We start from the raw sequence: 13812 nt of genomic DNA on the forward strand, positions 1-13812 counted from the left end.
CTTTTGCGTACTATAGCCTCATTGAATGAATTTAACTGATTTTAAAGTCTTAGCATTTGGAGAAATACATGTTAGATCAAAATATTAAAACTCAATTAAAAGCTTACTTAGAACGTTTAGAAAGTCCAATCGAGTTGGTTGCTGCTTTAGATGACTCGGATAAAGCAGAAAAAATCAAAGAACTGGTAACTGAGATTGCTGAACTTTCTGATCAAGTTACGGCGCGTTTTGACGGTTCAAACGCTCGCCGTCCTAGTTTCGGTGTGGCTAAAGCAGGCGAACAACCTCGTGTGTTCTTTGCTGGCTTACCAATGGGACATGAGTTTACCTCTTTGATCTTGGCTTTATTACAAGTATCAGGTTATGCCCCAAAAGTCTCTGATGAAGTTTTAACTCAAATCAAAGGCTTAAATTTAACTGCAAACTTTGATGTGTTTGTATCTTTAAGCTGTCATAACTGTCCAGATGTGGTGCAAGCATTAAACCTAATTGCGATTAATAATCCAAATACCACGGCGACCATGATTGATGGTGCTTTCTTCCAAGATGAAGTTGAAGAACGCAAAATCTTGGCAGTGCCCATGGTATTCCAAGACAATCAGCATATCGGTCAAGGTCGTATGACTTTGGAAGAAATCGTGGCTAAGTTAGATACTAACTCTGCTGAGAAAGATGCTGCTGTAATCAATGCCAAGGATGCATTTGATGTATTGGTGATTGGTGGTGGTCCTGCAGGTGGTACAGCGGCGATCTATGCAGCACGTAAGGGCATCAAAACAGGTATCGTGGCTGAGCGCTTTGGTGGTCAGGTGATGGATACCATGGATATTGAAAACTTTACCACGGTTCAAAAAACGGTTGGTCCGAAGTTTGCGCAAGATATGGAAGCGCATGTACGTGAATATGGCGTTGACATCATGAACTTGCAACGCGTCAGCAAAATCACTGGTGCAGATCAAACAGCCAATGGTTTGGTTGAAGTTGAACTTGAGAATGGTGCTAAGCTTGAATCAAAGACCATCATTCTATCAACAGGTGCACGTTGGAGAGAAATGAATGTGCCAGGTGAAGCAGAATACCGTACTCGTGGTGTGGCGTACTGCCCACACTGTGATGGCCCATTATTCAAAGGTAAACGTGTTGCTGTGATTGGCGGTGGTAATTCTGGTGTTGAAGCAGCGATTGACCTAGCTGGGATTGTTGAGCATGTGACTTTGGTTGAGTTTGATACCAAACTTCGTGCAGACCAAGTCTTGCAAGATAAGTTAAATAGCTTACCAAACACCACTGTGATCATGAATGCATTAAGTACAGAAGTGGTGGGTGATGGTGCTCAAGTCACAGCATTGAAATATAAAGACCGTGCGACTGATGTAGAACACACTGTCGAGCTTGCTGGAATCTTTGTACAAATTGGTTTATTACCAAATACAGATTTCTTGAAGAACAGTGCGGTTGAACTCAGCAATCGTGGTGAGATCGTGATCAATGATCGTAACGAAACCAATGTTAAAGGTGTATTTGCTGCAGGTGACTGTACGACTGTACCTTACAAGCAAATTATCATCGCAACAGGTGAAGGTGCGAAGGCTTCTCTCTCTGCTTTTGATTACATGATTCGTTCAGGCGTATAAATCAACTGATATAAAAAAGCCCCAATTTATTGGGGCTTTTTTATACTTAATTTTTTGGTTTATACAAACCATGATCAACCAAGTGTTGGCGTAAAATACGACGCAATTCTAAAACTGCAGCTGGTGTTTCTTGAATTGAATGTCCACCTGGAAGTATTTTTTCTGAAACAGCACCATCTAAATGAGCGCTTTTATAAGTCACAATTCCATCTGTGATCACATTTGGATCATCACTTTTGGTAATGTTGCCCATGATAGAGTGGAACACCAAGCCTTTTTCCGGTGGAATATCAGCGGTAAGCTCCATAAATTTAGATTTTTTACTGAGATCACTTGGTCCATTTTGAATGACATCATTAGTGAGTGTTTTCACGAAATCTTTTAGATCAACATCATCACTGGTTAATGTATCTGCTAACGTAGTTAAGAAAGTTGCAGGAAGTTTAATAATTTTACGTGCTGCTAAGGTAAACCATCGATCGGCATAGTCTGTACCACGATGCGGTGCAGCGAGGAAAATCGCACGATCAAAGTTTGTAATTGGTTCCATTTTCAAGCGTTCACCAATCACAGGATGTTTTCTTAAACGTGTTTGCTGACGATTGCTCATCATTGCGAGTGCTTGTTTTGATATGTCTGCATCACTGACCAGCAATCGGCTGATGATTCCGCCCATACTATGTCCAATAAGCACAGAATCTTTAGCTGCCGGATCTTTGGGGTTTAGTGATGCAAAAGCTTGTTTGAGCAATGCATAAATTTGAAAGCGACTTTCTAAAATTGGCATATTGGTAGAATAAAAAATTTGCCAAACTTGGTAGTGCTCACGTAAAACAGGATCACCCATTATGTCATTGGTCACAGCAATCCATGCTTCAGGGCTACTGGCCAAACCGTGTACCAATACAATCACTTTTTTATTCGGATTATACGGTTCGAGCATATATAAATGAGGCATAGTTAAACGTTGATCACGATCAATCAAGGTTAAATAGGCCGCAGCACCTAAGTTATTTTCTGCAAGCCAAAGCCCATAGGGTGCTGAGAAATTTGCAGCGAGAGAGTATGTTTTTCCAGCAATATCAACTTTATCTACACTGTAGGGATCATAAACTTTAATTTCGAAATTGGGACTATTTAAAACATCGTCAACTGTTGCAGTTCTCTTTTTCGGTTGCGCAATAATGGTGGCTGCTAAATAGCGGGCTTTATGAATATTTGGATTGATTCCTTTCGGATAATGATAGGTGAGAGGATCAAGAATGTATTTATTTTCTAATTTTGATGGGTCACTCGCTGGAAATACTGCAACGAAATCTGAACCAAAACCATCTCGACGATTGATCGCACGTAAACCAGAAAAGTTCATATTATAACTAGAGATAAACTTCTCTAATTTCATATTTTGCAGTCGTTGATAAGCTTGTATATCAATGGTGTAGGTACTTTTACCAATTTTTATGGTTGGTGCAATATCTTGAGAGGGTGTTCTCAAATTATAGACATTTACCAGCTGTGTAAGTGCTTGGTTATAGAAATCTCTAATCTGAACTTGTCTGTTATCAAAAATTCGTTCTTGCGGTTGGCGCGAGGTTTTAAATAGATAAGCATAGCTATAGCGCAGACTTTTATCTAATGCTTCTAGTTCTTGATCAATACATTTTTCATAGTTTTGCTGAATAATCTTTTGTTCATCATCAGATTTATGTTTACTTAATTTACTTACCTTACATTCTGATGATTCAGATAGAAGTTTAGATTTAGCAAGATACAACTCACTCGCTGTAGAGAGCAATTGCTCATCAATAATTTCTGGAATCTTATGTAGATCAGCAATACATTGATCTGGATTCTGCATACAGACTTTTGATTCTTTACCAGACATCGAAAGAACATTCAGGCTGGCTTCACTCAGTTTTTTCTGAGTTAAGATACTATTACGTTCGTTGGCGATTGTGACATTTAATGCCTGTTGTTTGAGACTAACAACTTGGCAACCACTCATTACGATTGTGCTCAGTATTGTGAGGGCGAAGAGACGATAATTTGGCTTGAATGCAGGCATTAGAATTCTATAAATATGCACAAAGATTATGGTTATGATACGAAATTTAATCGCTTTTTCAATGTACATAAAAAATAGACCGTGAAAAAACGGTCTATTTTTACAAAAAAGGATGCAAATTAGTTCAGAACTTGCCAAACGTTCCAGCGTTTACCAGATTCAACTTCTTTGATTAAACGGTCGGTTACTTCTGCTTCATCAGGGTAATTGATCTTGTAGTTCTTTAACGTTTGAATTGCATTTTTCTTTTGCTCTAACCATAAATAGTTATTTGCAGCAGAAAGGTAAGCTTCTTGAACACCACCTTTAATTGCTTTGTCTAAGTAAGGAATGGCTTCACGTTGACCACCGCCTTCAGATAGACCGAAACCAAACCAGAAATTTGTTTCAGGATCATTTGGTTTGATCGCTAAAATACGTTGTGCATAATTCAAAGACTTCGATGTGTATGACGTACCTAAGTCTAAATTACGCGCCATAACGCTCGCTTTAAATGCACGTGTGAGAACATCCAGAGAAGCATTTGGCTTTTCCGCTAAAGCATCAAGTTTTTGAGTGATTTCTTTCAATTTTACTTCGTAGCCTTTGCGCTCTTGGCGATCAGGGAAGCGAGGTGGGTAATGACGAGCTTTACCTTCAACAAGTTGTAAGAAATCATCGATTTCAGTGACATCAACTTCATTCTCACCCGCGAGAACAGCATATTTCATGTTGCGTTCTTTGCTATCAATCGTTGGTACTATGAGTTTATTGATATCTAAAGTTGCAGATTTTGATGGATCGTTTTGTAGAGAAACTACCATTTTTGTTACAGGTTGTGCAGAGGCATCTTTGAGTGCAACTTCAAAACTTGGAGGCGCATCATAGTTGGTTGGATTTAAAGCATAAAATGGTGCAGTAGGTTCTGGCTCTTTAAAAACGAACGGTTCGGTTGCCTTGTCCTTTTTAGTGGGAGCGATACCACATGCCGTCAAAACAGAGGTTGAAAGTACAAGTAGTGCCAAAGGCTTAAAATTCATGCTTTACATCCATTAATTTTAGTTAAATGAGAGGTAGATCGTTGGTTTTACCAGTCTAGGAAAAGCAAAACCAACTTGCAATGAGAAGCATGTTACATTTTTTATAAATTGTATTATGTTGCTGAAGTTTTACTCTGTGCCTCACATTCACGACGTAGTTCATCAATGATCTTGAGTTCTTCTTTACTAAATGGTTGAGTTTTTGAGCTTTGTCCTTTAAAGGTTGGATCAAGCAAAGAAAGACGTTGGCAGAGTGTTGTCATACGCTTCTCATTTTGTTGCATACGATCGAGTAAAACACGAATACCTTCCAAAATTGGATCAGATTGGTCTTGTGTAGTGGCATAAGGTTCAAAGCCAATAGTCGCTGCATAATCACGGCGGCGTGCCTCTTGTTCTGTTTGTTCAGTTGTTGCTTGCTCTTTGAAAATATAACGTGCAGGACTACCAACAGCAGTTACACCTTCAGGGACTTCTTTGGTAACGACAGCATTTGAACCAACTTTTGCACCTTTATGCACTGTAAATGGTCCTAGTATTTTCGCACCAGCGCCTACAACCACGCCATCTTCAAGTGTTGGATGTCGTTTGCCTTTATTCCATGTTGTACCACCCAGCGTCACACCATGATAAAGCGTTACGTCATCACCAATTTCAGCAGTTTCACCAATGACGACACCCATGCCGTGGTCAATGAAGAAACGTTTTCCAATTTTTGCACCGGGATGGATTTCGATACCTGTTGCAAATCGGCTAAAAGAGGAAAGTAAACGTGCCGTACCTTTATATTCTTTTTTCCAGAGCTCATGTGCCATACGATGCATAATCAGCGCATGAATTCCTGGATAGGTTGTTAAAACTTCAAGTGTATTTCGAGCAGCAGGATCACGCGCAAATACAGCTTCGATATCTTCTTTAAGCTGTTTAATCATGAGAATGATCCTCCTTGTTAGTTTTTTTCCATGAGCCGTTGGCTAATGCTTGTGCACGACTGAAAATACCACGTAGTAAATGATATTCCATACGATCTAATTGTATTCTGCCAAATAAACGACGCAAACGTAAAGGGAGTAAGCGCGGGTTATTTGGATCTAGAAACTCGATATCAGTCAACATCTTCTCAAGATGTGGGTAAAATTCTTCCATCTGTTGTTGGGTGACTAGAGGTTCATCCCATTCCATGCTTTGCTGTTGTTTAAGCTGCATGTGGTCATTTGGAATCTCAGTATTAGATTGATTTTGTTCTAAAGCTGCCATACGCAATTCGTAGCAAACCACTTGAATTGCTTGTGCAACGTTTAATACACCATATTCAGGATTCACTGGAATAGTTAAATGATAGTTTGCCAATGCGAGTTCTTCATTGGTCAGTCCACGATCTTCGCGACCAAACACAATTGCAATATTTTGATCTTTACTTGCAGCTTGTAATGCTTCTGTTGCAGCAGGGCGCACGTCCAATAAAGGCCAAGGAATGGTACGACTGCGGGCACTTGTACCAAAAACAATGTGGCAGTCTTGGATGGCTTGCTCTAAAGTCTCAACGATCTCAATTTTTTCGATCAGATCTTGGGCACCAGCAGCAAGTGCATCAATGTCTGGATGCGGATAAGTTTTCGGTGCAACGAGAACAAGGTTTGATAAACCCATCGTTTTCATCGCACGTAATGCACTACCAATATTTGCAGGAAGTGTCGTATTGACCATCACAATACGCACATGCTCCAAATGTTTGGACACATTATTTTGGTCAAACTGATTCATATATTATCCAAAATTAAGAGTATTGAGAGACTTCGGCTTGATAAAGATCTAAAGCTTCATCCATTGACATATTTGCAGGCGGTGGGGCAACAACACTGACTTTGGGTGTTTCAACCGCTTTAGCCGCTTTTGATTTGACTTGGTATTCGATGTGAATTGCTTCTTTACCAAAATAATCACGTAATTTACCCAGTAATTCATCTAGTGGTGCAACTTTCCATTGAGGGCCTAGATGTAATTCAGCCGTTGCAAAACTTTGCTCTACTTGTATATGTATGCCGATATGTTGGCACATATCGACATTGCAATAAGGTAGCAGCATATTTTGTAAATCTTTGGCTAATGTCTTGGTCATTAAATCATTTGGCAAACGAATTTGAATGCTTTGCGCACGCTTTTGGCGAATTTCATTTAAGTTAAAGGCTTTGCTTAATCTAGCCATCGGGCGATCAAAGCCTTCACGCTCGTAGATTTCACCTTCAATGACCACAACCTGCTCTAAGCGAACAATATCTTTGTAACGTTGGAAGCGTTCATGATTACAACTGACTTCAATACGCGCTGTACCATCATCAAGCGTGATCATGATGCGATTTGGGAAGTTTGCGACATCTAGTACTAAACCAGCAAATACTGTCGTTACACCTCGGCGTGTCGGTGTGACTTCATTGAGTTTTGCAGGAATAAATGATTTTAATTCAGAACGATAAACATCAATTGGATGACCTGTTAAATACAAACCGAGTGTATCTTTTTCACCTTTTAAGCGAACTTCATCTGACCATGGTTTTACGGGTTTAGCATGTTTACGTTGGACTTCTTCAACTTCACCAAACAGGTCCATGATACCTGTTTCACGATTGCTCCGTGCTTGTTCAGCTGCTTGAACAGCTTCAGGAAGTTGCGCCATTAAACTTGAGCGTTCGATACCAAGACAATCCAATGCACCTGCTCGAATAAGTGCTTCAAGGGTACGTTTATTGATTTTTTTAAGGTCAATACGATGGCAGAAATCAAATAGATCTTTATAAGGTCCGTCATTAATCCGTGAATCAATCACAGATTGCATAGCTTGCTCACCAACGCCTTTGATCGCGCCTAAACCATAAACAATCGTTTGTTCATCACTTGCATGGAAATGATAGAGCGACATATTCACAGAGGGTGGAAGCACTTCTAATTTGTTATTACGGCAGTCATCAATCAAGAACACGACACTATCAGTGTTTTGCATTTCCGATGACATCACCGCAGCCATAAATTCAGCTGGATAATGCGCTTTTAACCAAGCTGTATGGTAGGCAACCAGTGCATACGCGGCGGCATGGGATTTGTTAAAGCCATAACCTGCAAACTTTTCCATGTAGTCGAAAATATGGTTGGCAGTGGCTTCGTCAATCTCTTTTTCAGCAGCACCTTTAATAAAGATTTGGCGTTGTTTCACCATTTCTTCAGGTTTTTTCTTACCCATTGCACGACGAAGTAAATCCGCACCACCAAGCGTGTAACCCGCGCAGAACTGAGCTGCCTGCATTACCTGCTCTTGGTAAACCATGATCCCGTAAGTAGGTTCAAGAACACCTTCTAGTAAAGGGTGTAGGTATTCAAACTCTCCACCATGCATACGATGGATGAAGTCGGGGATTAGATCCATCGGACCCGGACGGTATAAGGATACGAATGCAATAATTTCTTCGAATTTGCTTGGCCTTGCTTCTTTCAGCATTTTTTTCATACCGACGGATTCAAACTGGAATACCGCGGTTGTATTGGCTTCAGCAAAGACTAAGTATGCATCTTTATCATCTAAAGGTACATTGGAAATATTGAGTGGTACTTCGGATTTGATGCGCTTATTGATATTTTGAACCGCATCTTCAATTACAGTTAAGTTACGCAAACCCAAGAAGTCGAACTTAACTAGACCCGCAGCTTCAACGTCATCTTTATCGTATTGTGCAACACGGTTAGTACCATCTGCATCACACAGCACGGCAGAGTAATCGGTAATTTTACCCGGCGCAATGACCACACCACCCGCATGCTTACCTGTATTACGTGTAATACCTTCGAGTTTGAGTGCCATTTCCCAAATTTCACTGGCATCATCATTGTCTGGGTTGGCAGGGTTGGTGACAATATCTTTGAGTTGAGGTTCAAGTTCAATGGCTTGTTTTAAGTCAACTCCTAGCGGTTTAGTCGGAACCATTTTCGAGATGCGATCTGCTAAACCATAAGATTTACCCAAGACACGTGCAACGTCTCGAATCGCACCTTTTGCGGCCATCGTACCAAAGGTTGCAATCTGTGAAACAGCCTGACGACCATAGTTTTGTGCCACATATTCAATAACACGGTCACGACCTGCGATACAGAAATCGACATCGAAGTCGGGCATCGAAACACGTTCTGGATTCAAGAAACGTTCGAAGAGTAGATCGTAACGAAGTGGATCAAGGTCGGTAATTTTTAAGCTATAAGCAACTAAAGAGCCTGCACCAGAACCACGACCCGGTCCAACAGGCACACCATTATTTTTTGCCCACTGAATGAAGTCCATGACAATTAAGAAGTAGCCAGGAAAGCCCATTTTCAAGATAATGTCGACTTCATACTTAATTCGTTCATCGTAAGGCTTACGAATGTCAGCCCAGTCTTCATCACGTTCAGCGATTGGATAAAGATGATTTAAGCGTTCTTCCAGACCTTCACGGGATAAATGTTCGAAATAAGTATCGATGGTATAACCATCGGGAATAGGAAAGTCTGGTAAGAAATAAGTACCTAACTGTAACTCAACGTTGCATCGTTTTGCAATTTGATAGGTGTTTTCGATTGCACTAGGAATATCTGAAAATAGTTCAGACATTTGCTCAGCTGTTTTGAAATATTGTTCAGTACTATAGTTTTTAGGTCGTTTATCATCGCCTAATACATAACCATCAGCAATACATACACGTGCTTCATGTGCTTCAAAGTCATCTTGTTCAACAAAGTGAACGTCATTATGCGCAACGACGCCAATTTGATATTTTGCTGCAAGTTTTACTGCTTGCTGAATAAAATCCTCTTCACCACTACGATTGGTACGGGTGAGTGCGAGGTAGACACGATTACCAAATTTTTCAATCCACGCTTCTAATAATGGTTCTGCCTTTTGCGGATTTGATGAGCATAGCATTCGGCCAACATCACTGTGTTGGCCTAAAAGAATGATTAAATCTTCTGATTGCTCAAGTACCCATTCTTTTTGAATGCATGGAATACTCAGTTGTTGACCTTCAATAAATCCACGAGAAACGATTTCTGTGAGATTTCGCCAACCAGTATTGCTCATTGCTAATAGGGTTGCTTTATGCTCAGCATCATTTAAGCGAATGACACTTCCCATAATCGGTTTAATACCTTTGCCAAGGCAAGCACCATAAAATTTGACTGCTGCATGTAGGTTCGATAGGTCAGTAATGGCTAAAGCAGGCATTTCTTCTGCGACTGCAACTTTGACCAAATCTGGTATGCGAACAATCGATTCGGTGATCGAAAATTCTGTATGAATACCGAGATGAACAAACTGCATAGAAGGAATATCCTGTTTTCAAACCAACGCATAGTTTAGCACGCAAACCCAAAATGACATGCCTAATATTTTGGCAAACCGTAGTTCGCCGTAAATGATTTTAAAAAAAGTTAAAATTTAACGTATGAATTTTCAGTGTTTATAAATAATGATGTACTAAGATTGATTTGTAGATAGAATGTATTCGTATAAAAATGTAGCAAAGTGAGTCACATAATGAAATTAAAGAATATCGTCCTTTCAATATTATTAACGAGCAGTTTATTGGGTTTTGCTCATGCTGAAGAAGTTGCATTTAGTCAGGAGTTAGTACAACAAGCTAAATCAGGGGATGCTGTTGCTCAAAATAATTTAGGGGATGCTTATTACTATGGCTATGACGTTGAGAAAGACTTTGATAAAGCTTTAGAGTGGTTTAAAAAATCTGCTGCAAAAGGTAATGCAGATGCGCTTTTCTCAGTTGGCTACATGTATGACTATGGTGAAGGCGTTAAGGAAGATAATCTGACTGCTGTGAAATGGTATACGCAAGCGGCTCAGAAAGGTCAGCTCTATGCGCAATACTATCTCGGTTTCCTTTACCTGTATGGCGATGATGGTGTTACTGTAAATACTAGAAAAGGTTTGGAGTGGATGACAAAGTCAGCGGATGCTGGTCTAGATATTGCTCAAGCAGAACTTGGTCATTTATATAATGATGGTATTGAAGGTGTTCCACAAGATTTGAAGAAAGCCCTTGTGTATTACCGTTTGGCGGTAAAACAAGGCGAACCTGCTGCTATCAATAACTTGGGTATTTACTATTTAGAAGGTAAAGGTGGAATTAAACAAGATTATAAAGAAGCACTTAGATTATTTACTTTAGCATCAGAAGCTGAGAATGGTTTAGGCTCATCTAATATTGCTTATATTTATGAAGAGGGTAAAGGCGTAGCAAAAAACTATAAGAAAGCAGCTGCATATTACGAGCTTGCAGTTGAGCAAGGTGAAAATGATTGCTTATTAGATCTGGCTAGATTGTTTGGAAAAGGCGGTTTTGGTTTAACCAAGAACACAGAGATTTCTCAACAATATGAAGATCAGTGGGATGAGTTGCAATAAGCAAAGTGATTTAGAGTTATAAAAAAGAGGAAGCATTTAAGCTTCCTCTTTTTGTTTTAACGCATCTTTGATAAGAAACGACTTAGACGGTTAATTGCTTCACGTAATTCGTTCTCCGCAGGTAAGAATACTACGCGGAAATGATCTGGTGTTGGCCAGTTAAAACCTGTACCTTGAACCAATAAGACTTTTTCAGCAGTTAATAAATCGAGCATTAACTTCTCGTCGTCTTCTACTGGATAAATCTCAGGATCAAGTCGAGGGAAGCAGTACATTGCGCCTTCAGGTTTTACACAGCTTACACCTGGAATTTCATTTAACATTTCCCAAGCAATATTTCGTTGTTCATAGAGGCGACCGCCTGGACGAATCAAATCATTAATAGACTGATAGCCACCTAGAGCTGTTTGAATTGCATATTGTGCTTGATGGTTGGCACAAAGGCGCATTGAAGCCAACATATCTAAACCTTCGATATAGTCAGCTGCACGTTTCTTGTCACCCGTAATCGCCATCCAGCCCGCACGATAACCTGCAATACGGTAAGCTTTAGACAAACCATTAAATGAGATGCAAAGTTGATCACCAGCCAATGCTGCTAAAGCAACATGCTCGATACCGTCATAAATGATTTTGTCGTAAATTTCATCTGCAAATAAAATCAAATCATGTTTTTTAGCTAAAGCAACGATTTGTTCTAATACATGCCGTGGGTAAACAGCACCAGTTGGGTTATTTGGATTGATAACAACGATACCACGGGTATTTGGCGTGATTTTACTTTCGATATCTGCAATATCAGGATACCAGTAGTTTTCTTCATCACATTTATAATGAATTGCTGTACCACCAGAAAGATTGACTGCTGCTGTCCATAATGGATAGTCAGGCATTGGAACGAGCATTTCATCGCCATCGTCCAACAACCCTTGCATTGCCATCACGATGAGTTCAGATACACCATTGCCAACGTATACATCATTGACATGCATATCGAAAATGCCTTTTTGCTGATAATACTGGCAAATCGCTTTACGCGCAGGGAAGATACCTTTTGAATCTGTATAACCAATTGCATTCGGCAGGTTTAAAGCAACGTCATTAATAATTTCTTGTGGTGCTTCAAAACCAAATGGAGCAGGGTTGCCGATATTGAGCTTGATGATTTTATGCCCTTGCTCTTCCATTTCATTGGCGGCGCGCAATACTGGTCCACGAATGTCGTAACAAACATGCTCAAGTTTAGATGATTTTTTAATTTCTCTCGTAGTTTGAGCTGAGTGGGATGTAGCAGTATTCTTAGACATAGAAGGGCTCACCTTTGCATATCGGTATAAGTAACTCTTAAAGGTTTCGACTGTAACCAAATTCAGGTTGTGTTGATCTCTCAGTAATTCAACAATCTTTTCATGGGTAAAGCCTGATTGTTGATATTGCCTGATGGTTGGTAAAAGATTTTTAAAAACCACACTTTTTTTCTGTGACATTTTTTGTCCTATACAACCGAGCTGAACAAGAATAACACTATCTTTGCTTACTTGAAAGATGAAGTAAATAAATTTTGCTTACTTTTATTTTTTTAATTTGCTTACTATTTGCTATCTAATATTAAGCATTCAAAATATAAGAAATTGTACGATCTGAGACTAGAGTTTTTGTTTTGAATGGCGTAAATATAAAACCTGAACTTTAACAACAGAATAAAAGGTGCAGGTTATGGGTAAAGTAAATAAGACGGATCGCGAGTGGCAAAGAGAATTATCAGCAGAAGAATATCGTATTACTCGTCAAAAAGGCACAGAACCAGCATTTACAGGACAATATTGGAATAGTAAGCAACAGGGTATATATGTATGTCGTTGTTGTGGTGCTGAGTTATTTACGTCAGAAACGAAATACGACAGTGGATGTGGTTGGCCAAGCTTTTTTAGACCAATCGATGGCACAGCAATTGATGAACATGAAGATTTATCGCATGGTATGGTCAGAACAGAAATAGTCTGCCATGATTGCGAGGCACATTTGGGTCATGTGTTTGAGGATGGCCCACAGCCGACAGGACTGCGTTATTGCGTGAATTCGGCATCATTACAACTTAAAACACAAGAAAAGAATGACGAGGAAACTTATCCATGAGTAACATTTATCAGTTTGAAGCTGAATTGTTAGAGGGAGAAACAAAGGCACTTGCTGATTATAAAGGCAAGGTCATGCTGATTGTAAATACTGCAAGTAAATGTGGGTTTACACCACAATTTGCAGGGCTTGAGAAACTCTATGAAAAATATAAATCTCAAGGTTTAGAGGTATTAGGTTTTCCTTGCAATCAATTCGGGGGACAAGACCCGGGAACAAATAAAGAGATCGGTTCATTTTGCCAGCGTAATTATGGGGTGAATTTCCCAATGTTCGCAAAAGTGGATGTAAAAGGGCCTGAGGCGCATGTTATTTTTCGTTATTTAACACGAGAGGCAAAGGGAATTTTAGGTAGCCGTAATATTAAGTGGAATTTCACTAAGTTTTTAGTTGGACGCAATGGTGAGGTTCTAGGGCGTTATGCACCAACAACTAAACCAGAAGCATTAGAAGCTGATATTGAAAAGGCTTTATCAAAGTAAGTGTTGCTATCTCAGAATTAATTGAGGTTTCTGT

10 protein-coding genes are annotated in these 13812 nt (G+C 39.7%); 4 read left to right on the plus strand and 6 right to left on the minus strand.

What is annotated here, in order from left to right; all coding sequences use genetic code 11:
* The first annotated feature begins 68 nt into the window (after window positions 1–68).
* On the plus strand, window positions 69–1634 hold the full coding sequence (ahpF, locus tag IO68_RS25925; protein WP_023013452.1) for an alkyl hydroperoxide reductase subunit F: 1566 nt from the start codon (window positions 69–71) through the stop codon (window positions 1632–1634).
* A gap of 46 nt (window positions 1635–1680) precedes the next feature.
* Here ahpF and IO68_RS25930 read toward each other — a convergent pair whose 3' ends face one another.
* The 5 genes from IO68_RS25930 to dnaE form a co-directional block, all read right to left on the minus strand.
* A complete protein-coding gene (locus tag IO68_RS25930; protein ID WP_031234810.1) occupies window positions 1681–3699 on the minus strand; it encodes an esterase/lipase family protein in 2019 nt (672 codons plus the stop codon).
* Window positions 3700–3818: 119 nt separating this feature from the next.
* A complete protein-coding gene (locus tag IO68_RS25935) occupies window positions 3819–4718 on the minus strand; it encodes an ABUW_2363 family tetratricopeptide repeat lipoprotein (RefSeq protein ID WP_004878819.1) in 900 nt (299 codons plus the stop codon).
* A gap of 113 nt (window positions 4719–4831) precedes the next feature.
* A complete protein-coding gene (gene cysE, locus IO68_RS25940) occupies window positions 4832–5650 on the minus strand; it encodes a serine O-acetyltransferase (protein ID WP_004878820.1) in 819 nt (272 codons plus the stop codon).
* Entirely contained in the window at window positions 5643–6482 is an 840-nt protein-coding gene (locus IO68_RS25945) for an RNA methyltransferase (protein WP_007483540.1), read from the minus strand. Before IO68_RS25945 ends, cysE begins: the two co-directional genes overlap by 8 nt.
* Before the next feature lie 13 nt (window positions 6483–6495).
* A complete protein-coding gene (gene dnaE, locus IO68_RS25950) occupies window positions 6496–10059 on the minus strand; it encodes a DNA polymerase III subunit alpha (protein ID WP_023013454.1) in 3564 nt (1187 codons plus the stop codon).
* Window positions 10060–10275: 216 nt separating this feature from the next.
* Between dnaE and IO68_RS25955 the strand changes: the two genes are divergently transcribed.
* A complete protein-coding gene (locus IO68_RS25955) occupies window positions 10276–11160 on the plus strand; it encodes an SEL1-like repeat protein (RefSeq protein WP_023013455.1) in 885 nt (294 codons plus the stop codon).
* A gap of 56 nt (window positions 11161–11216) precedes the next feature.
* Here the strand turns inward: IO68_RS25955 and IO68_RS25960 are convergent, their stop codons facing one another.
* Window positions 11217–12647 carry a pyridoxal phosphate-dependent aminotransferase gene (locus IO68_RS25960; protein WP_023013456.1) on the minus strand — a complete coding sequence of 477 codons (1431 nt, stop codon included), beginning with the start codon at window positions 12645–12647 and terminating at the stop codon, window positions 11217–11219.
* A gap of 229 nt (window positions 12648–12876) precedes the next feature.
* Here IO68_RS25960 and msrB point away from each other — a divergent pair, with 229 nt between their 5' ends.
* Both msrB and IO68_RS25970 read left to right on the plus strand, forming a co-directional pair.
* Entirely contained in the window at window positions 12877–13296 is a 420-nt protein-coding gene (gene msrB / locus IO68_RS25965; RefSeq protein WP_004878830.1) for a peptide-methionine (R)-S-oxide reductase MsrB, read from the plus strand.
* Window positions 13293–13778 carry a glutathione peroxidase gene (locus tag IO68_RS25970; RefSeq protein WP_019384204.1) on the plus strand — a complete coding sequence of 162 codons (486 nt, stop codon included), beginning with the start codon at window positions 13293–13295 and terminating at the stop codon, window positions 13776–13778. Before msrB ends, IO68_RS25970 begins: the two co-directional genes overlap by 4 nt.
* Window positions 13779–13812 lie beyond the last annotated feature (34 nt).

The organism is Acinetobacter sp. COS3 (assembly GCF_000475335.1).
Taxonomy (GTDB): domain Bacteria; phylum Pseudomonadota; class Gammaproteobacteria; order Pseudomonadales; family Moraxellaceae; genus Acinetobacter; species Acinetobacter venetianus.